At 62.8% G+C, this 19,231-nt stretch carries 19 protein-coding genes and 2 pseudogenes; 15 read left to right on the top strand and 6 right to left on the bottom strand.

Annotated elements, in window-relative coordinates; genetic code table 11:
- Positions 1–144 (bottom strand): annotated as a pseudogene (locus FHR04_RS11930) (IS5/IS1182 family transposase); the annotation flags it as partial.
- A gap of 65 nt (positions 145–209) precedes the next feature.
- Between FHR04_RS11930 and FHR04_RS11935 the strand changes: the two are divergent.
- A complete protein-coding gene (locus tag FHR04_RS11935; protein ID WP_170213936.1) occupies positions 210–356 on the top strand; it encodes an META domain-containing protein in 147 nt (48 codons plus the stop codon).
- A 57-nt stretch (positions 357–413) separates the two neighbouring features.
- A complete protein-coding gene (locus FHR04_RS11940; protein ID WP_139403599.1) occupies positions 414–1,526 on the top strand; it encodes a transposase in 1,113 nt (370 codons plus the stop codon).
- A 681-nt stretch (positions 1,527–2,207) separates the two neighbouring features.
- Here FHR04_RS11940 and FHR04_RS11945 read toward each other — a convergent pair.
- The 3 genes from FHR04_RS11945 to FHR04_RS11955 form a co-directional block, all read right to left on the bottom strand.
- On the bottom strand, positions 2,208–2,879 hold the full coding sequence (locus FHR04_RS11945; protein WP_249039099.1) for a recombinase family protein: 672 nt from the start codon (positions 2,877–2,879) through the stop codon (positions 2,208–2,210).
- Between the two features lie 209 nt (positions 2,880–3,088).
- The gene (locus FHR04_RS11950; protein ID WP_139403601.1) at positions 3,089–3,769 is read right to left on the bottom strand and encodes a response regulator; all 681 of its coding nucleotides are present in this window, start codon (positions 3,767–3,769) and stop codon (positions 3,089–3,091) included.
- Positions 3,736–4,971, bottom strand: coding sequence for a sensor histidine kinase (locus FHR04_RS11955; protein WP_139403602.1), 1,236 nt, complete (start codon positions 4,969–4,971; stop codon positions 3,736–3,738). Before FHR04_RS11955 ends, FHR04_RS11950 begins: the two co-directional genes overlap by 34 nt.
- A gap of 154 nt (positions 4,972–5,125) precedes the next feature.
- On the opposite strand from FHR04_RS11955, the gene FHR04_RS11960 reads away from it, so the two are divergent.
- The 10 genes from FHR04_RS11960 to FHR04_RS12005 all read left to right on the top strand — a co-directional run bounded on the left by FHR04_RS11960 (position 5,126) and on the right by FHR04_RS12005 (position 15,500).
- Positions 5,126–5,605 carry a hypothetical protein gene (locus tag FHR04_RS11960; RefSeq protein WP_139403604.1) on the top strand — a complete coding sequence of 160 codons (480 nt, stop codon included), beginning with the start codon at positions 5,126–5,128 and terminating at the stop codon, positions 5,603–5,605.
- Between the two features lie 368 nt (positions 5,606–5,973).
- The gene (locus tag FHR04_RS11965) at positions 5,974–6,516 is read left to right on the top strand and encodes a C39 family peptidase (RefSeq protein WP_170213937.1); all 543 of its coding nucleotides are present in this window, start codon (positions 5,974–5,976) and stop codon (positions 6,514–6,516) included.
- Positions 6,517–6,519: 3 nt separating this feature from the next.
- The gene (locus FHR04_RS11970; protein ID WP_139403608.1) at positions 6,520–7,272 is read left to right on the top strand and encodes a hypothetical protein; all 753 of its coding nucleotides are present in this window, start codon (positions 6,520–6,522) and stop codon (positions 7,270–7,272) included.
- Entirely contained in the window at positions 7,269–7,895 is a 627-nt protein-coding gene (locus FHR04_RS11975; protein WP_139403610.1) for a hypothetical protein, read from the top strand. Before FHR04_RS11970 ends, FHR04_RS11975 begins: the two co-directional genes overlap by 4 nt.
- Entirely contained in the window at positions 7,892–8,515 is a 624-nt protein-coding gene (locus FHR04_RS11980) for a helix-turn-helix domain-containing protein (RefSeq protein WP_139403612.1), read from the top strand. The genes FHR04_RS11975 and FHR04_RS11980 overlap by 4 nt, the downstream gene beginning before the upstream one ends.
- Before the next feature lie 75 nt (positions 8,516–8,590).
- Positions 8,591–9,409 (top strand): hypothetical protein, encoded by an 819-nt coding sequence (locus FHR04_RS11985; RefSeq protein ID WP_139403614.1) that lies wholly within the window; start codon positions 8,591–8,593, stop codon positions 9,407–9,409.
- Complete coding sequence (locus tag FHR04_RS11990) at positions 9,406–10,644, top strand: S41 family peptidase (protein ID WP_139403616.1); 1,239 nt, start codon at positions 9,406–9,408, stop codon at positions 10,642–10,644. Before FHR04_RS11985 ends, FHR04_RS11990 begins: the two co-directional genes overlap by 4 nt.
- Positions 10,645–10,765: 121 nt before the next feature.
- Positions 10,766–11,374 (top strand): DUF4158 domain-containing protein, encoded by a 609-nt coding sequence (locus FHR04_RS11995; protein ID WP_139403618.1) that lies wholly within the window; start codon positions 10,766–10,768, stop codon positions 11,372–11,374.
- A 257-nt stretch (positions 11,375–11,631) separates the two neighbouring features.
- On the top strand, positions 11,632–13,260 hold the full coding sequence (locus FHR04_RS12000) for an ISL3 family transposase (protein ID WP_139403620.1): 1,629 nt from the start codon (positions 11,632–11,634) through the stop codon (positions 13,258–13,260).
- A 23-nt stretch (positions 13,261–13,283) separates the two neighbouring features.
- Positions 13,284–15,500 (top strand): Tn3 family transposase, encoded by a 2,217-nt coding sequence (locus FHR04_RS12005; protein WP_170213938.1) that lies wholly within the window; start codon positions 13,284–13,286, stop codon positions 15,498–15,500.
- Between the two features lie 199 nt (positions 15,501–15,699).
- On the opposite strand, the gene FHR04_RS12010 is transcribed toward FHR04_RS12005, so the two are convergent.
- Complete coding sequence (locus FHR04_RS12010) at positions 15,700–16,164, bottom strand: hypothetical protein (protein WP_139403624.1); 465 nt, start codon at positions 16,162–16,164, stop codon at positions 15,700–15,702.
- Between the two features lie 136 nt (positions 16,165–16,300).
- Between FHR04_RS12010 and FHR04_RS12015 the strand changes: the two genes are divergently transcribed.
- Complete coding sequence (locus FHR04_RS12015; RefSeq protein ID WP_139403626.1) at positions 16,301–17,572, top strand: sensor histidine kinase; 1,272 nt, start codon at positions 16,301–16,303, stop codon at positions 17,570–17,572.
- The gene (locus FHR04_RS12020) at positions 17,545–18,237 is read left to right on the top strand and encodes a response regulator (RefSeq protein WP_139403628.1); all 693 of its coding nucleotides are present in this window, start codon (positions 17,545–17,547) and stop codon (positions 18,235–18,237) included. Before FHR04_RS12015 ends, FHR04_RS12020 begins: the two co-directional genes overlap by 28 nt.
- Before the next feature lie 71 nt (positions 18,238–18,308).
- Here the strand turns inward: FHR04_RS12020 and FHR04_RS21415 are convergent.
- Positions 18,309–18,798 (bottom strand): annotated as a pseudogene (locus FHR04_RS21415) (transposase family protein); the annotation flags it as partial.
- Between FHR04_RS21415 and FHR04_RS12030 the strand changes: the two are divergent.
- Entirely contained in the window at positions 18,791–19,045 is a 255-nt protein-coding gene (locus FHR04_RS12030; protein WP_139403630.1) for a hypothetical protein, read from the top strand. The pseudogene FHR04_RS21415 and the gene FHR04_RS12030 sit on opposite strands and share 8 nt — an antisense overlap.
- The last annotated feature ends 186 nt before the right edge of the window (positions 19,046–19,231 follow it).

Below are 19,231 nucleotides of genomic sequence, written 5' to 3' on the forward strand. Positions count from 1 at the left end.
GCGGCTCATCCACAACAAGGCATTCAACACGTCTCGGAGCGGATACTTCCGCTGTGGGGCGTGTTCTGGACTCAGGGCCAGATACGGCAGCAGGAAATGATACGTCTCGTCATCGACATCGCTGGGGTAGGCTCGGCGCGTCATACCGCATTCTGGACTCAGCAGATTCCCTCACGCAATTTTGGATGGCCTGTCCGCCAGCCTCTAGCATGTCCACCGCCGAGGGCACGCAGGTGTCCGGGTCTGCCGGGTGCAATGTCTTCAGCACCTCCGGCCTCTTTGGCAACACCCTTCAGATGGGCGGCACCCTGAAACTTGGCCCCATCGGGGTCACCCAGAAGCTCTGCCCTGACTGATATCTTGCAGTTTTTAAAAAGGACGTCTGGAACGCACTTTTGGCCCCATAGTGGGGTGTGAACCCAAAAGGACAGCGTTCCAGACGACTCTATTTTGACATCCTGCCCTGCTTCTCTCGCAAGCAGCACCGCGAATCGTTCGAGGTCTTCCTCGACCTGCTGCTGGATGGTTCCGGCAGACCTCTGCCGGAACGGGCAACGGTCAAATCACCCTCGTCCATTAGTCGCTTCTTCAACCATGCGGCCTGGAACACCCGGCAGCTTTGCCGGGTGATGCGTCAGCACGCCCTTCAGGCGTTGCAGGACATGTGGGCACAACAGCCTTCTCAGCGCCCCCGACTGGAACTGCTGGTGGACCTCACCAGCCTGGAAAAGACGGGCAAGTTCAGCGAACTTGCCGATTGGGTCCACACCTACCACGGCGTCCATGGCGTTCACCTGGTGGTGCTGTACCTGTGCTGTGGAGCGTTGCGTCTCCCGTGGGCCTTCCAGGTGTGGCGGGGGAAGGGAACCCCTTCCCCCGCGCAGCTCGCCTTGAAGCTGCTCCGCACCGTTCCTGCTGTCCTGCTCGCTGGAACACGGCGTCCCCGTCTACACGCGGATGGTGGATTCGAGAGTGCCGAGTTCATCCACGGCGTGCTGGGCCGGGGACTAGACATCGTGGTAGGCGTGCGTTGCACTCGCAAGCTGGAAGATGGCCGCCAGATGCGTGATTTGATGGTGCGGGGCAGCCGGGTCAAGCCCCTTGGGCTTGACCACACGATGTGCGTCTCCTGGGTGTGGCTGTACCGGAACAAGGAGCCAGAGCAACGCTTCGTGATGTCGAACCTCGACCTGGGCGGTAAGTACCTGGCACGGTTGGGAAAGCGTCGCTGGAGGATCGAGGCCTTTTTCAAAACGGTCAAAGGGCGTTTTGGGCTCGAACGTTTCGCGCAACACAGCAAACAAGGTGTGCTCCGCTGGTGGTGCTTGTCAGGCATGGCTTTTCTGCTCTGTCATCTTCAGAACCTCGACGTGCCCGTGAGCGGGCCGGGATCGTGGCCGGACTGGGGCGATCTGGCGAGAACCGTACGGTTCTCGTTTGTCCCTGAAGTGCGTCGTCAGGCGCTCCAACTGGAACTCGACGCTCTTGATGCCTTCCAGCACGCACTTCCTGCCCTCCAGACTTAAACTGCAAGATGTCAGTTGAGGTACACTTATATTCTGTATTAGAGCCTGATAACACGCTTTAAAGATTCAATTACGTCTTTCGTAGCTTCGCCGCCGCTTTTGATAGCATCAAATATAGTAATCGCAATCATAATAGCAAAAGTAGAAAACATAAAAATCAAAGTGGTAACAATATTATTCTTAGGATATATAAGTATTACTGCTATAGGAAAATACACAGTTATCCAGATTAATACTGGTAGAAGTAAGACAGCTAGATCAGCTTTACTTTTCTTAGTATAAAGAGCAGATCTCATTGCTATACTACGTATATAGAAATGAAATACAAAACATGCAAAAAAAGTAGCGATAAAAGGAGCTAGCCTCAGTTCTCGTAAACTGTTAATGCTTAGAAAAACTGATAATATGGCCGAGAATATAATGCTAGTTTTCAGATACTCTCTAAGATTATAACCTTTAGTCATATTTTTTCTACCCGATAGTCCAGGCTATATACTATTAATATTGGTGATGACAGTATGTGCCTGGACTATTCTTAAAGCTTGAAACTTACTTTAGGGGCGAGAAGTTCCACTTGCGATAGCACCACCCAAAACGCCAGATGTGATTGCATTAATCGCAGTAGCAGCTTTGGATGCAACCCCCGTAGGGGTGACTACAAGATCCAGCAACTTTAGTACGCTAAGCCGCCTCGTCCTCCCCGGTCGCCGCTGGGGCAGCGCGTTTCACAATGTCCATGACGGTGTTCTTGCTCAGACGCAGCTCGCGGGCAATCTCCCGATACGACCGCCCCTCAGCGCGCAGCCACAGCACTCGCGCGGTGTACCGTTCGGCTTTGACCCGTTGTCCCGGCTGACGACCGAATTGCACGCCGCGCTCCCGCGCCGCCGCGATCCCCGATTTCACCCGTTCCCGCAGCAGGTCCCGCTCGAACTCTGCCAGCGCCGCCATCAGTGACGCGAACAGCTTGCCCTGCGGCGAAGTCAGATCAAACTGCAATCCCGTCTGTGCGATGACCGAGACGCCGCACGCTTCCAGTTCGCGCAGGCTGTGCAGCAGGTCGGTCGTCGAGCGTCCCCAGCGGGTGAGTTCCGTGACGAGCACCACCTGGATGTGACGGTCACGCGCCAGCGCGACCACCTTGCCCCGCTGAGCCCGCAGGTCCTTGCTCCCGGAAGCCGTCTCCTTGAACACGCCCATGACCTCGTACCCGCCGCGCTCGGCGAACGCCCGCAGGTCCCGTTCCTGGCGGTCACAGGATTGATCACCTGTCGAGACCCGGCAGTAGATGGCGGCGCGCTGTCCCATTTGAACCTCCTGAAATCCAGAGCCGTTTTTGTTCGTGTTCATCATGCCCGTGAGCTGTCCCCTCTGAAGGACTGTTCAACTGGGACACGCTGACCTGCGGGTCAGAATGCGTCTCAGGTGTGCCCGCCCCATTTTGTGGCCCTCCGTCAGTTTCGCTGACGGAGGCATCATCAACATCATCCGCCGTTCGTCTTTGGTCTTCACCTGGCGAACGGTCCATCAGCAGCCAAGATGCGCTGTGCGCTTCCGCTGGTTCAGCCTCCGGTCTCGTCCCTCAGCAGCCCCAACTCCATCGCCCGGCGCACCGCCTCGGTGCGGTTGCCCGCGCCCAGCTTCGCCAGGATGTTGCTGACGTGGACCTTCACGGTCCCCTCGCTGATGCCCATCTGCTGCCCGATGCGTTTGTTGGGCTGTCCGGCAGCCAGTGCCCGGATCACCTGCACCTCGCGCTCGGTCAGGAGGCCGCTGGGTTCCAGGCGGGCAGGCACCCGCAACTGCTGCGCGAGTGCCTGCGCGACGCGGGGATGGATGACCTTCTCGCCCCGGTGGACGCGCCACAGCGCCTCCAGAATCTCGTCGATCTCCGCACTCTTGAACAGGTAGCCCGCCGCCCCGGCATTCAGGCCGCCCGTCATGTCCTCCACCTCCTCGAAGGTGGTCAGCAGCACCACCGGGGGACCATTCCTCCGGCGGAACTCTGCCGTCGCCTGAATGCCGTCCATCACCGGCATCCGCACGTCCATCAGCACCACGTCGGGACGCAGTTCGTCCGCGAGGTGCAGAGCCTGTCGTCCGTTCTCGGCCTGGGCCAGCACCTGAACGTCGTCTTCCAGGTCGAGCAGCGAGGCCAGACCCTGCCGCACGAGGGGCTGGTCATCCACGATCAGGACCCGCAGCGGCGTCACGCCCGGGTGGGGAGGGGCAGGGTCAGACATACCTCGAAGACCTCCTCGTCTTGAGTCACCTGAAGCGAACCGCCCAACGCCTCCAGGCGCGAACGCAACCCGGCCAGCCCCGCGCCCCCGCGTCGGTGTTCTGTCCAGCCAGGGTGGGCCGGGCAAAGGGGATTGCGGATGGAGAGCCGGAGTTGCCGCCCGTCGTGGGACAGTTGGGCGGCAACAGGCTGATCGGGCGCGTGCTTGTGGGCGTTCGTCAGGGCTTCCTGCAACCCCCGGTACATGGCGAGCTTGTGCGAGGACGGCAAGGCGGGTTCCTGCCCTTCCAGGGTCAGGTGGACTGGGACAGGCCAGGTCTGAATCAGGTCACGCAGGGCCTGGTACAACGTGCCGTCGAGTTGCGGCACCTTCAGGGTGGACACCACCTCCTGAAGCTGCTCCAAGGCCTCGCCGCTGCGCGCCATCACGTTGTCGAGGGACACCGTGATCTGAGGATCGGCGCCGCCCGCCCTCTGCTGGAGCTTGCGGACGCGCTGGGCCTCCAGCCGCAGGGCGGTCAGTTGATGCCCCAGCGAGTCGTGCAGTTCCCGCGAGAGGTGGGCGCGCTCCTCCAGGGCCGCGTGCTGCAACTCCAGCGACCGGTAGGCGTGCAGCTCGCGGTAGGTCCGGCGCAGGGCCGCCTGTTTCTCCTCGTTCTGGAGCATGAACTCGAATGCCGCGTAGGTAAAGCCGCCCTGGGTCAACGTGACGACCACCAGACCCAGCAGACCGAACCATTCCTTCGGACTAGCGAGGCTAGGCAGTGGGGGGATCAGGGTATAGATCAGCAGGCTCCCGATGAACAGGGCCGTGAACAGGCCGAGGGACTGGCGCAGGGTCAACCAGTAACGCGCCACGATGGGCGTGACCATCAACACCGCCGCCGGGCGGTCCACCCAGACCGCCAGGATGGAGAACGCCAGCGTGCCCAGGATCAGCAGGGCCTGCTCTGCCCGCCCACGTTCACCGGGCCGGATGGCCCACAGCACCGCCGCGAACCACAGCACTGCCACCACCAGGCGCAGCAACACACTCCCGGCATCCAGCAGAGGGAGTGTGGCCGTTTCCGTCGGATTGAGGACCAGGCTGCGGAGGAAGGTGACCAGGATGCCCAGCCCCGCGAACAGCACGATGGGGGTCACGCGGGGACGCTGGAGAAACGCCTGGACCTTCGGGCGGTTCAGGTAGGCGCGTACCGTCATGGTGATCCTGGGAGGTGGAGGGGCGGCATGACAGAGCAGTTTAGGGCGAAGGATGAGGCCGTGCGTCTGCCGGGGACGTATGTCGAAAGATATAGGCCGAGTATGTCTTCTGGGAGATGGCAGATGGGAGACTGCTGAGTAGGCTGCTACACGTATGAAAACGAAAGCACTGCTCTTGTCCGCCCTGATCCTCGTCCCCACTGCTGGCGCTGCCGCTGTACAGGCTGCTCCCACCCAGGAATTCCGGGTGCAGACCAATAAGGCTCTGGCGACTCCTGCCCAGGACTTCCGCGTGAGCTACACCGGCGCGGCGCTGACTAGCACGCCCGCCATCTTCGCCAAGTCCAGCTTGCCCCAGGCGCTCAGCGATGAAGAGCTGGACGAGGTGACTGGTGAATTCGTGGCAAATGCTGTAGGTGCGGTAACTGGGGGCGTTGCAGGTGCATTAGGCTCGATGGCTGAGCAAGCAGCAGGCGGCGAGAAGACGAACTGGACCGATGTTGCAAAGGCGGCAGCGGGAGGAGCCATCACAGGCGCTTTTTCGCCAATCAGTAGTGCATTGGCCGTAAGCACCACGATTAAGGTAGCAATTGCTGCTGGCACTACCGTTGGTGCAGCATTCAAAGGCAAGTAGGCTTACATAAGTTCAGGGTGCTAAGTGATTACCTACTAAGGTAAGTGTAGTCACTTAGTACCTTCTGTCGGACGAGGAGGCAAATTGAAGAATTTAATAGTCCAGACCGCACTATTTATAGTCATCGCCCTATTGGCCCACTTTGTTATAGGGCTTAAGTGGGAGTCAATGTGGATAGTGCTAGTTATTTTTATAATTCCCAGATTAATAAATAAAAAGTAGCTTATGGCATTGCTGCTGTGTTTTTCTTAATTTAGTGCCGCCAGAAGACTATATGGATGAATTTTTCTTGAGGGGGTCGGATGAGGTATTGGTTGATCTGTCTGGCATTAAGCATTTTCGCTTTAAACGCTATCTCCCAGGCGACGATGATAGGTTTCCGAGAACTCCGCTACCAGTCCGTCGTCGGCCAGACCACCGACTTCACCTGTGGTCCCGCCGCCCTCGCCACCCTGCTCACCCACTACTACGGACGCCCTGTCGCCGAACAGACCTTAACCGAGCGTTCCGTAGCCGACATGCAGGCACGGGGCAAGGAAGTCGTAGAGGGCCTCACCCTGCTCTCGCTCAGGAACGCCCTGACCACCGAGAGCGTCTCCTCGGCAGGCTACAAGCTCACGCTGGAGCAACTGCGCGGCGTGATGGAAGCGGGCCTGCCCGTCGTGGCGAACGTCGTCTATCCGAAGGGGCACTACTACTTGGTGCTGGCAGTGGATGACCAGAACGTGCTGCTGGCCGATCCCAGTTGGGGCGTGCGGTCGCAGCCCATCGCCAACTTCCTCAACGCCTGGAACGGCATTGTCCTGATGCCGCAGCCCTCCGAAGCGGAAGCCGTTCAGGCCCGCGTACAGGTGAGGCAGCAACTCAGCAAGTACCGCGAACGAAGCGAACGTCTGAAAACAGGAGCTTAAATCGTGTTCAAGAACAGCATGTGGCGAGTAGGCCTGCTGGCCTCGCTCGTCAGTTTCACTGGAGCAGGCGCTCAGAACCTGCAACCCATCGACCCCCTCCAGCGGCCCCGGACGGGCGCGAGCAGCGCCAGTTTCAGCATCAGTGCTGGATACGCCCCCGACCTCCGACAGACACCGGAGGGCCTGACTTCCAGCCTCGCGGGCGGGTTGGGCATCACGGCAACCTACAACGTCACCGACCGCTTGGCTGTCACGGCGTCCACGGGCCTCGGCGCGGCGCGGACCCGGACCCTGAACGGGGAGACGGTGGCCGCGGCGTCTAACTTGAGCTGGAGCGGCCTGAATGTGGGCGCACAGTACACCTTCGAGGGGCGATACGCTCCGGCGCTGGGTCTGGACGTGAACCTGCCACTGGCTGGAGACGGCTGGGCTGTCACGGGCAGCACGTCTGCCTCGCTGTTGCGCGACCCGGTGATTCTGGACGGCACGCTGGCGGCGACCTGGCGCTCAGAAGGCGCACCAGCCGTCAGCGTCGGGGCGGGCGTGGGCTTCGTGGTGAACGAGGCCGTGACGCTGCGGGCCGACGCCATCCAGAGCCTGACCTTCGGCATCCTGACCGTTCCCTCGACCACGTTGGGACTGGGCGGGGCGTACAAGCTCGACGAGCAGAACAGCCTTCAAGCCCGCACGACCCTGAACATCACCGGGGGCCGCACGACCACCGGTCTGAGCGTGACCTACCTGTACCGGCCTTGAACCCCCCTCTGCTCAAAGCCCCGGAACAGTGGCTCGGCTACGTGTCGGCCCACCTGGCTCCTTGCGAAAAGGACAGGGCGCTGGCCGGTGCCCGTGCCCGCGTCGCCGGGTGGCGTGAGGAGGGCCTGTCTGACGCGGACATCCTGCGGGAACTGGGGGACGCTGGACTGGCCGCTCGCGGCCTGGAGGCCCAGTACCTGACCCGCGAGGAGGAGGCCCGGCTTCGCCCCCTGATGGGCTGGAATCCCTGGCGCGTGACCCTGGCCTGCCTGGCCGTCCTCGCCCTTTCCCTGGGGTTCGAGTTCTGGGAACACCGCAGCCTGTCCCCCTGGAATCTGCTGGTCGTGGCCTACGGCGCAGTAGTGACAACGGCCCTGCTATGGCTGCGCGGGCGAGTCTCCCCCTGGGTCTGGGCTTCCCTGGGGACCGGGCAATTCGCGCTGCTCTTCCCGTTGCTCCTCCTGACCTCTACCATCCGGCACCACGAGACGAATCCGGTGGAGGCGGCCATTCCCTTCGCCCTGGCCCTGTTGGTTTCCGGCCTGGCTTATGTCTTCGCCCCAGCCCGGCGGAAACTGGAGCACCGACCGAAGGTGAGCACAGGGCTTCGGGAGATGCCTTGAAGCGGCTCTTCACCGGCCCGGAACACTGGCTGACCTACGTCACCCGCCACCTGGCTCCCTTCGAGCGGGAGGAAGCGCAGGCACCCTTCCGGGCGAAGGTGGCCCGCTGGCGCGAGGAGGGCCTCAGCAACGCCGAGATCGTGGCCCGGCTGGGGGACGCGGAGGAAACGGCAGCGGCGTTATCCAGGCGATTTGTGCGGCTGGACGAGGAGGCCTCGTTGCGAAACCAGTTGACCGAGAGTCCCTGGTGGGTGCTGTTCGGTTCTCTCATCCTGCTGGGGTTGTCCCTGCTGATCGAGCATTCGAAAAAGGGACAGGTGACGGCCTGGAACGCCCTGATCCCTACCTGTGGCCTGCTGATCTCGCTCTCGCTGCTCTGGGCACGCCCGCATCTGCCCCCGCGCTGGTGGCTGGCGCTCTCGCCCAGCGGCGCATGGACGGCGCCGCTGGTGTTCATTGTGCTGATGGTGCGGGCTGAAGAGTTCCCCCTCTGGGCGTTGTCTTGGGCGCTGGGCCTGGGTGTCCTGTCCGTGGGCGCACGCTTTGTCCTGCTGGACCGGAACAAACTGGCGAAGCTGGAGCGTCTGGCCCGTCATGGCTCACCGCGTCTAGCTCCCTGAACCTCGCGGCCTATGTCTTTCGATATAGGCCGTTGGTGCATAGGCAGGGCGGGCACCGCCCGGTAGCGTCAGGGGATGAAGATGCTCACCCGTCAATGGCTGTCCGCCGCTACCCTCTCCGCCCTGCTGCTTTCCGGTGCCGTGCAGGCCGGGGGAGCAGGTGCGCCGCCCGTCGCCCGTCCCGCTGTCCCCGCTGTGCAGCCTGCCCAGACTCAGGCCCAGGCTGGCCGCGTCCTGCTGGACAAGGCGCTGAAGGCCAACGGCGGCGAGGCGCTCCGGGGACTCCGCACCACGCAGCAGCGGTCCGAGATGACCTTCGTGGACGCCCAGGGCCAGCCGGTGCTGGTGCTGCCCATCACCGCCAGCGTGGACTACGTGAACGGCTGGGCGCGGCTGACCACCTCCCAGGGCGGGCAGGTCATCAACGAGCAGTTCCTCACGTCCCAGGGCGCGTTCGTGTCCACGCCCCAGTCAGGCACGGTCCCGCTGCCCCGTCAAGAGGCCAAGAGCCTGACCGACTCCTTCTTCTACGGTGCTCCTGGCCTGCGGCAGGGCAACCAGGGCCGCGAATCGGTGAAGAATCTGGGCGAGCAGACCTGGCTCAAGGTGGAAGGCCGCGAAATCAAGGGCACCGTGCTGGAAGTCGTGACCAAAGGCGTGAAGGCAACCTACCTGCTGAACTCACAGGGACTGATCGTGGCCGAGCGGTATCCGATTGAGGGCCTGGGCGAAGTCATCTCGGTCTATGGCAACTTCCAGGCCATCGGCGGGATGCAGGTTCCAGGGATGACGCTGGGCTTCGCGCCGAACGGCACTCTCCTCTACGTCATCAAGGACCTGGAGACCAGGATCAACGTGACGCTGCCCGCCGACACCTTCAAGGTCCCGGAGTGAAGAGGGCAGCCCTGGTTCTGGCCCTCGCGCTGACCCCCAGCGTGCAGGCGGCCCCGGCGCCCACCGTCACCGCCCAGGACCTGTTCGACGAGGTGGTCTACCAACTCGCTTCCTTCTACAGCGGGCCGTCTGATGTGCGGGCCAGCGACCTGCGCCGCAAATACCTGCCAGAGGTGCAGAAGCTCTGCGGCGGCAAGCCCGAGTGTGCGGCGGAGCAAGCTTACGGGCTGATCGAGCAGTTGCTAGGCGACCTGAAAGACGCGCACACCAACTTCTACACGCCGTCCCAGTTGGAGGAGGTCGGCAAGCTCCTCCTGGGCGAACAGGGGCAGCGCCGGACCTTCGGGGCCGTCACCGAGGCCCTGGGCGCGGGTGGGCGCGTGGTGCTGGAGGTGCTGCCCGGCTCCGCCGCCGAGCGGGCCGGGTGGAAGGCCGGGGACGTGCTGCGGCGGGTGAATGGCGTGGCGCTGGACGGTCAGGCCGGACAGGCGGCCCTCGGCCGGGCGTCGGCCCGGGGCACACCCGCCCGCTTTGAGGGGACGCGACAGGGCAAGACGATGAGCACGGTGCTCACGGCAGCGCCCCTCCAGGTCACGCCGGTCAGCCTGAGCCTGCGGCCAGATGGTCTGGCGGTGTTACGTCTGAGGCATTTCAACACGCCGGGCGTGGGGCAGCAGGTCCACGACGCCCTGCGGAAAGTACAGGCGGCGGGAACGAAGGGGGTCATCTTGGACCTGCGCTGGAACAGCGGTGGACGTGTCGAGGAGTTCCTGCTGAGCGCCGGGGCGTTCACCGACCCCACGCCCCTCTTCTTGAAGACCCGTGTCGATGCGGCGAAGATCGGATACGGCGCGGGCCGGTACCTGGTGAACGGCAAGGCGCAGGAACAGCCGAGGATCAAGACTCCGGCCCGGTACACGGGACCGCTGGTGGTGCTGGTAGACGGGGACACGGCCAGTTCCGCCGAGTTCCTCACCCGGACCCTGCTGGGACGCCCCTCGACCCAGGTGATCGGGGAGGCCACCGCCGGAGTGGGCGACACTGCGACCCGCTTCATCCCCCTGACCGATGGCTCGGGGTTGCAACTGACCTTCGCCCGGATGTTGGACGCTGGAGAGCAGCCGCTGGGAACCCGCATCACGCCGCAGGTGGGGGCCAGTGTGGACCTCGCCGGACTCACCCGCACTGGCCGGGACAGCGTCGTGGAGCAGGCCGCCACGCTGCTGAACAGATAGCACAGGCCCCGTCACCTCTCTGGGCGGGTCTTCCCAGAGAGGTCCACAATGGGTTCTGCGTGTCCAGCGGCAGCGGTCTGCCACGGATGGGAACTTCTCTGACGCTGGACCTGAAAGCGGGATGATGGCCCACCCTTCCCCTCTGTTCACGGCGGCTCAGCGCGAGCAATTTACCCGTTTCCCGCAGACGGATGAACGTATTCTCTCCCGGTACTACCTGCTCGACGCCGCCGATCTGCGGCTCGTGCGAGAGCGGCGGCGAGATTTCAACAAGCTGGGCTTCGCTGTGCAGCTCACTGTGCTGCGGCACCTGGGGCGCGCCCTGCGCCCCGGTGAGACACCGCCAGGGGAAGTGCTCGCGTTCCTCGCTGAGCAACTGCGGGTAGACCCGGCCTGTTACACCCAGTACGCGGCCCGCGACCCCACAAGGCGCGAGCACTTTGCGGCCCTGTGCCAGCGGCTGGGATATAGCGAGCTCTCCAGGCACCAGGGCGCGGAGCTGCGCGACTGGCTGGTGACGGTCGCCGTCGTCACTGACCAGCCCTTCGCCCTGATGAGTGCCTTGATGGATGAGGTGCGGCGGCGGCACCTCCTGGTGCCGCGCTTCAGCGTCCTCGAACGCCTGGTTCGTTCCGCCCGTGTCCGCGCCGATCAGCACACCTACGGCGTGCTCAATCTGCCCCTGGGGGGCGACCTCGCCGACCGGGTGGACGCCCTGTTGTCGCCCTAGGGCGATGAACCAGTCTCGCGCTTTGCGTGGCTGGCGCGGCCTGTGGGCGCACCCAAGCCCAAACACATCCTGACCTTGCTGGACAAGCTGACCTTTGTGCGGACCTTTCCCGTTCAGGACAACCTCCAGGCTTTCCTGCCACAGAGTCGCCTGGAGCATCTGGCAGAGGAAGCCCGGTGCATATGCTGGCTAATCCGGCACCCGCCGGGTCACCCGCAGCTTCCGTGCTGGGGGCGGCCCAAGCCGAATACTGAGGGATGGACTTTTCCTTTCTCCCCGACGCGTGGCAGTTGCTGGAATCCGTTCAGGACGGCGAACACCTGATCCTGCGGGTGCAGGATCAATCCTCCCACCGCCCCTGTCCCCACTGTCAGCACCTGAGTGCCCATGTTCACAGCCACTACGTTCGTCGGCCGCAGGATCTCGCCCTCGGACAACGCCCCGTGACGCTGCTCGTTCACACGCGTCGCTTCCGCTGCCTGAACCCGGCCTGCGACTGTGTGACCTTCGCGGAGCGCTGGCCCGACTGGCTCGAACCGCATGCCCAGCGCACCTGTCGGCTGGCCCAGCGTCAGAGCCAGATTGCCCTGCGGGTTGGCGGAGAAGGGGGCCACCGACTGCTTCAGCTTTTGGGGGAAGTCACGAGTGCGGACACCCTGCTCCGGCTGCTTCGTCGTCTTCCCTTGCCCTCCTTCACCACGCCCAGAGTCCTGGGCGTCGATGACTTCTGCTTCCGCCGCCGGAAGACGTACGGCACGATCCTGATTGACCTGGAGCGCCATCAGGTGGTGGACCTGCTGCCGGACCGTGAAGCAGCGACACTGGCACAATGGCTCCAGGACCATCCCGGTGTCGAGGTGATCAGCCGGGACCGCTCGGGGGATTACGCGCGTGGGGCCGCGTCCGGCGCGCCGGACGCTCAGCAGATCGCGGACCGTTTCCATCTATTCGGAAACATCCGCGAGGCCGTGGAGACCTGGTTGCGACACCACCGGGACCAGCTGCGTGAATCTCCCAATCCTGTACCGACGTCGTTGGTCTCCCTGCCCGAGAGGCCGCTGGCAAGGCCAGCGGCCCAGCCGCGTCGCACGACAACCCGGGGACGATTACGGATCGTCGTGGCCCGGCGGGCAGAACGGGCTCAGCGATATGAACAGGTGGCCAGGCTGTTCGCCGCAGGACATACCTTCAGTGCGATTGCCCGAGAGGTGGGGCTGGCCCGGAGTACGGTGACCGAGTGGCTGAGGCGTGAAGGCTTTCCAAGACGGCAGACCCCGCCTAGCAGCCTGACCCGGTATGCACCGTTGATCCGGGCGAGCATGGCACAGCGGGAGTGGACGGTCACGCAGATTTTCGACGCGCTGGTTCAGCAGGGCTATGAGGGTGCATTCAGCGGTGTGTCAGCGTACGTGACGTGGCTGCGCGAGGGCCACGAACCACCAGCGACAGCGGATCAACCGGGCCTGACCCCAGTGCGGGAAAAGCGGCTCGGGGTCCGCGAGGTGTCCTGGCTGTTCACCCTGGACCCAGACCGTTTGACCCCGGAGATGACCAGGAGGCGCAGCCTCCTGGTGGACCGCTGGCCACAGGGTCAGGCGACGTATGCCCTGATCCAGCAGCTCACGTCGCTGCTTCGGCAGGCCCCCACGTCAGGCTCGGCCCTGCTGGCGAGCTGGATCCAGACGGCGCTGGACAGCAGCATGGCAGAGATCCAACGACTGGGGCGCAGTTTCAAGAAGGATTTCGCGGCGATCTGTGGGGCGATTGAATCCCCGTGGAGCAATGGACAGACGGAAGGCCAGGTTCATCGGCTGAAGCTGATCAAGCGGCAGATGTACGGCCGGGCGAATCTCGATCTGCTGAAGTGCCGAGTTCTGTTGGCTTGACACCCCCAGCACGGAAGCTGCGGGTGACCCGCCGCTGGCCGGATTACACCAGCGTATGCACCCGGCGACTGAGTGCCTCGCACCTCGCGGACTTTGAACCCCGGCGGCGCCGGGCCACGCTGATGGCCCGGCTGCTCGATCTTTCCGAGACCTTGACCGATGCCGTCCTCGATATGCACGACCGCGTGATGGTGTCGCTGCTGCGGGAAGGCGAGCGGGCCGCGGCGGAGGTCTTCGGGCAGCAGGGACCGCCGCTCGTCGAGCAGTTCGGCACCTTCAAGTCCGTGTGCGCGGCGGTGGTCGCCGCGCGGGAGCAGGGGGCCGACCCCTATCAGGCCATTGAGGCGGTCGTGAACTGGCAACAGCTCGTGGAGACGGTGCGGGAGAAGGAAGTGGTGAGTACTGAACAACTTGATCCGCTGCACCACGCCATGAAGGGCTACGCCAAGGTGCGAAGCTACGCCCCCCGGCTGCTGGCGGCCTTGACCTTCCAGGCCGAGGGCAAGGCAGCCCCTGTGATCGAGGCGTTGAACCTCCTGCGCGAGATGTACGCCTCGGGCAAGCGCACCCTGCCGCAACACGTCCCTATCGGCTTTGTCCGGCAGAAGTGGGCCGGGCAGGTGTTCAGGAACGGGAAAGTAGACCGCCGGGCCTACGAGCTGTGCGTGCTGGACGAATTGCGGCTCGCGTTGCGAGCCGGGGATGTCTGGGTCACCGGGAGCCGGAAATACAAGGACCTCGACGCCTACCTCCTGCCGCAAGAGACTTGGCAGAAACGCCTCTCCGAGCTGTCCCTGGACCTGCCCGAGACGTTTGACGCTTTCTGGGCGGCTACAGAACCCAGGCTCACGGAGCAGTTGCGAGAGGTGGCCGACCTGCTCGCCAGGGGCGAGCTGTCCTCCGTGTCGGTGCAACGCGGCAGGCTCAGGATCGGGAAGGTCACGCGGGCCGTCCCCGACGAGGTGGAGCCTATAGGGCGCAGGCTGAGCGCGCGGTTGCCGCGCGTGAAGATCACCGACTTGCTGCTGGAAGTCAACGCCTGTACCCGCTTCACGGGGGCGTTCCTGAATCTGCACAGCGGGAAGGAGGTGGAACGTCACGACCATCTGCTGACCGCGATCCTGGCTGACGGGCTGAACCTGGGATTGACCAAGATGGCCGAGGCCTCCCCGGACCCCGGCATGACCGCGCGCCGCTTGATGTACCTCGCGGACTGGTTCCTCCGCCCTGACTCCTACGCGGCGGGTCTCGCCGAGCTGGTCAACTTTCAGTCCAAACTACCCCTGGCCGCTCTGTGGGGGGACGGCACGACGAGCAGTTCCGACGGGCAACGCTTCCCGACAGGTGGGCGGGGCAAGACCTTCGGACATCTGAATGCGAAGTATGGCCGCGAGCCGGGCATCCTGTTCTACACCCATGTCAGCGACCAGTACGCGCCCTTCCACACCAAGGTCATCACCGCCAATGTGCGTGATGCGCTGCATGTGCTGGACGGGTTGCTGTACCACCTGTCGGAGCTGAAAATCAAGGAGCACTACACCGATACCGCTGGGTATACCGAGCAGGTCTTCGCCCTCTGTCACCTCCTGGGCTTCCGCTTCGCCCCCAGAATTCGGGACCTGGGAGAAACCCGGCTGTACACGCCCGAGGTGGGGACAGCCTACGGGCTGCTGGAGCCGCTGGTGGCCCAGCGGCTCAACCTGCGGCTGATCCGTGAGCACTGGGACGAGTTGCGGCGGCTCACGGCCTCAATCAAGGCGGGCACGGTGACGGCTTCGTTGATGCTCTCCAAGCTCGCCTCGTACCCGCGCCAGAATGGCCTGGCGCTGGCCCTGCGTGAGCTGGGCCGCGTCCAGCGGACACTATTCACGCTGGAATGGCTGCGTGACCCGGAATTGCGCCGCCGGGTGCTGGCGGGCTTGAACAAGGGGGAGGCCCTGCACGCGCTCAGGAGAGCAGTGGCCTTTCACCGCAGCGGTGAGATTCGGGATCAGTCGTTCGAGGCGCAAAGCAACCGCGCCAGTGGCCTCAATCTCGTGACGACTGCTATCACCGTTTGGAACACCGTGTATCTGGGGCGCGCGGTGGAAGCCCTGCGCGCTGAGGGCGTGGACGTGCCCGATGAACTGCTGGCGCACGTATCGCCGCTGTCGTGGGAGCACATCGGGCTGACCGGCGACTACGTGTGGCACCCCGAAGGGGTGCCCGTAGAGGGAGCCTACCGAGCGTTACGCGAGTAGAGCACGTTCTGGACGACTTTTTTTCTTAGCGTACTAAAATTCCTGAATCTTGTCGTATCCCCAATAAGAATTTTAGAAAGACCATTTTTACTCCTGATTGAAGATTATATCCAAATTATCATATAAAAACTACTCTTTACAAGTCATTTTTGGAACTTGCAGCTTATAATTGAGACAAATTATTAGTCTCATATTGGATCTAATCTTCCTCGATAAGATTGTATTCTTGAGCCATGTCCATGATAAACATATTTATATTTTCTATAAGTCTGGAAATAATCTTATATCTATTTTTATTGACTGAAATCTGAATATAATCATTTAAAAGGTTTAGAGCATCATCCTTCTCTTGAAACTCTATCTCAGCATTGATGCTAGAGGCTACATCGTCAAGGAAGTTATAAACATCCAGAAGATGATCTCTCACCTCTTTCTCCATAGCATGGTGCGATTTGGATAGATCCTGCAAGCAGTCATTAATAACTACGTGAGATATTACGCACTCCCAAGCTTTTAGTTGAAAATATTCCTCTACAGCTTTCTTTGAACTAAAAACGCTTAATAAATGACCATCACAATCAAATTTTGCGTTCCCTTCAGAATCTTCCGAGTAGGTTAAATAGCCGCTCAGCAGCTCGTGATCTATTTTGACTAAATTTTTCACCACTCTGATTTCCCCGCTTAACGGGGGCAGTTTAACCAGCCCCCTCCTCGTCTGCCATCTCCCAAAAGACATACGACTTTCGATATAGGTCTTTGGCAGATGCGCCGTGCTCTATGCAGCTCTAAACTGTTCTGTCATGCCTTCCCCTTCCTCCCGTCACCGTTCCACCTCGGTGCCGGCATTCCTGGACCGCATGGACGTGCGGGCCTTTCTGAGTCGCCCCCGCATCACGCCCATCGTCATCTTTACCGGGCTGGGCATCCTGGTCACGCTTCTGCGCAGCCTGGTTATTAATCCGGACGACATAGGATCGCTGCCCCTGCTCAGTCCAGCGGCAGCGGTGCTGCGTGTGGCTGTGGCCCTGCTGTGGTTCGCAGCGGTGCTGTGGGCCATCCGCCCCGGTGAGCGCAGCCGCGCCGAACAGGTGCTGCTGGTACTGGGCACGCTGGCCTTTTCAGTGCTGGTGGTCTGGGCAGACCGTCCGGCGGCGGCCCTGATGGTCACGCCCATCGTGGCCCGCTACTGGCTGAGCCTGCGCCAGACCCTGTGGCTGTTCGCCGCCCTGTTCCTCAGCAGCCTGCTGATCTATTTCCTGATTCCCCCATTGGGCAATCTGAACGGCGCCCAGCAGTGGCTCGGCCTGTTTGGGCTGGCCGTTGTCACGCTGACCCAGGCTGGATTCACCTACGCGGCTTTTGAACTGACGCTCTGGGGTGCGCAGCAACGGGCCGATCTACGGCGGGCGTATCAGGAGTTGCGCAGCTACCGGACGCTGGAGTTGCAACACGCCTCGCTGGAGGAACGCGCCCACCTCTCACGCGAATTGCACGACACGCTGGGACACCAGTTGACGGCCCTGCGCCTGGACGCCCAGCGCGCCCGCAAGCTCCAGCAAAAAGCCGGCGGCCTCGATCCGCAGGTGGCCGGGGCGCTGGACAACGTGATGGCGCGCAGCGGCGAGGCCCTAGAGCAGCTTCAGGACGTGGTTTCCACCCTTCAGGTGCCGCAACTGGACGGCACGCTGTATCAGGCGCTGCGGGATCTGGCGCAGACCTGGCCTGCCCCGGTTGACCTGACGCTGGAGGGCGAGGAACCCGAACTGCCGTCCGCGCATCGCCTCGCCCTGTACCGGGGCCTTCAGGAGACGCTGACCAACGCCCTCAAACACGCGCCGGAGCAGGCCGCCACCGCCAGGCTGTACCGTGAAGGGGCATGGTTGCACCTCTCCGTCCGCAACAGACTGTCCCCCGCACGCGCCGGCGGGGCGGAAAACCGGCTGCCCCCGCGCCGGGGCGGGCTGGGCCTTGACGGCCTGCGCTCACGATTTGAAGGGCTGGGCGGCACGGTGCAGGCCACCCGCGCAGAGGAGGTGTTCGAGGTATGTCTGACGCTCCCCCTGTCCCTGTAGACGCGGCCCCGGTAGATACAGCCCAGGCGGGCCAGTCCCCGCTGCGCGTCCTGGTGGTGGACGATCAGCCGCTCGTGCGTCAGGGTCTGGCCTCGCTGCTGGCACTGGAAGACGATGTGGAAGTGGTAGGCCAGGCCGAGAACGGGCTGGAAGCCCTGCATCTCGCGGAGGAATTGAAACCCGACGTGGTGCTGATGGACGTGCGGATGCCGGTGATGGGCGGCGTTCAGGCCACCGGGGAATTGCGCCGCCGGAGCGGCCCACCCGTCGTGCTGCTGACCACTTTTGAAGAGGTGGAGGACATGACGGGCGGCTTGAACGCGGGGGCGGCGGGGTACCTGTTCAAGAGCGCACAGATCGAGGAGATTCTGGACGCCCTGTGGCGGGTTCACCGGGGCGAGGGGGCCATTCATCCCCGCGTGGCCCAGGCGCTGGCCCGGCAACTGCGGGTGCCTGCTCCAGCCACGGCTGCCGCGCCGCTGACCGAGCGGGAGCAGGAGGTGTTGCGGGGCCTGGCCGCCGGTCACCCGAACAAACGGATCGGGAGCCACATGGGCATCAGCGAGGGCACCGTCAAAGTCCACGTCAGCAACATCCTGGCAAAACTGAGCGTGGGCAACCGAACTGAAGCGGTGCTGCGGGCGCAGGAGCTGGGACTGCTGTAGCTGGAATGGCCCCATAACTCATAAGCTGCTCATGCGAGTTGGACAAAATTTCGGCCTTCGCTAGGTTAAGCCCGGATACGGATGGCCCGCTTGATCCCCTTCCGTCTCAGGAAGCGGAACCACTCGCCGCCGATGAATTCCCGGTCGGCGACCAGGCCCTTCCAGCGTCCCGCTGGAAGGGCCTTCAAGAGCCTGGAGACCAGCTGGATTCGCCTGACTGTGCCGCTGTTCCCGTCGTGATCCAGAGCGGTCCAGACGAGAGGCACCGTATATCCGTGAAGGACGACTCCAAGGACCAGGAGGTTCAGCGGTGAATCCCCACGTTCCCAGGTGCGGGCAGGCGTCCTCATGGGCGTCCGTTCTGCCCAAGAAGGTGCGGTCCATGCTGAGCAGCAGTTTTCCGGGGGGCAGCAAGGCCAGCAGAAACGCCAGAAAGACTGGTTCGGTCAGTTGGGGATCCCGGCAGCCTCGTTCCACCCGACGTCTCTTCGCCTCGATCGAGCTGATTCCGGGGAGGTGGGCGCACAGGTCACTTTGATTGACGCTCCTGGCCGTGACCATCGCGAAGACGATGTCCCAGGGCACGCTGCAGCGTGTCGTGGCGCAGGAAAGGGACGCAGGCTTTGAAGTGGTGGGTCAGTTCGGTACGCTGGAGATCGGCGGGTTTTGGAGTCATCACACACCCAAAACACCGCCGATTGTCGTGCCGATTCGCGACCCTTCACACGTTGAGGGATTTCCCGTCCACCACAACCTCAACTCGAAGATGTCCGGTACAGAGGGTGAAGTTGATTGCCCTCGCGGGTGAGGTAGGGACCGGTGGTGACGAAAATGGTATCTGGCATCCATTCCAGTGTGGCAGAGCGCAGGGGCCGTCAGAACAATCCCAACTCCCTTTCCGCCACTTATGTCAGGCTGAGGTACACCCAAAACTGACAGCCGAGAGTCGGAGGGCCAGAGGTATGGAATGCAAAAAGCCCCCTGCATGAAGGGG

Origin of the sequence: Deinococcus radiopugnans ATCC 19172 (assembly GCF_006335125.1) — a bacterium.
Classification (GTDB): domain Bacteria; phylum Deinococcota; class Deinococci; order Deinococcales; family Deinococcaceae; genus Deinococcus; species Deinococcus radiopugnans.

Bases quoted from the DNA above. Each gene is read 5' to 3' on its own strand.
- FHR04_RS11935 (WP_170213936.1), top strand. From the start codon at position 210: ATGTCCACCGCCGAGGGCACGCAGGTGTCCGGGTCTGCCGGGTGCAAT.
- FHR04_RS11945 (WP_249039099.1), bottom strand. From the start codon at position 2,879: ATGATGAACACGAACAAAAACGGCTCTGGATTTCAGGAGGTTCAAATG.
- FHR04_RS11950 (WP_139403601.1), bottom strand. From the start codon at position 3,769: ATGTCTGACCCTGCCCCTCCCCACCCGGGCGTGACGCCGCTGCGGGTC.
- FHR04_RS11955 (WP_139403602.1), bottom strand. From the start codon at position 4,971: ATGACGGTACGCGCCTACCTGAACCGCCCGAAGGTCCAGGCGTTTCTC.
- FHR04_RS11960 (WP_139403604.1), top strand. From the start codon at position 5,126: ATGAAAACGAAAGCACTGCTCTTGTCCGCCCTGATCCTCGTCCCCACT.
- FHR04_RS11965 (WP_170213937.1), top strand. From the start codon at position 5,974: ATGATAGGTTTCCGAGAACTCCGCTACCAGTCCGTCGTCGGCCAGACC.
- FHR04_RS11985 (WP_139403614.1), top strand. From the start codon at position 8,591: ATGAAGATGCTCACCCGTCAATGGCTGTCCGCCGCTACCCTCTCCGCC.
- FHR04_RS11995 (WP_139403618.1), top strand. From the start codon at position 10,766: ATGATGGCCCACCCTTCCCCTCTGTTCACGGCGGCTCAGCGCGAGCAA.
- FHR04_RS12000 (WP_139403620.1), top strand. From the start codon at position 11,632: ATGGACTTTTCCTTTCTCCCCGACGCGTGGCAGTTGCTGGAATCCGTT.
- FHR04_RS12015 (WP_139403626.1), top strand. From the start codon at position 16,301: ATGCCTTCCCCTTCCTCCCGTCACCGTTCCACCTCGGTGCCGGCATTC.
- FHR04_RS12020 (WP_139403628.1), top strand. From the start codon at position 17,545: ATGTCTGACGCTCCCCCTGTCCCTGTAGACGCGGCCCCGGTAGATACA.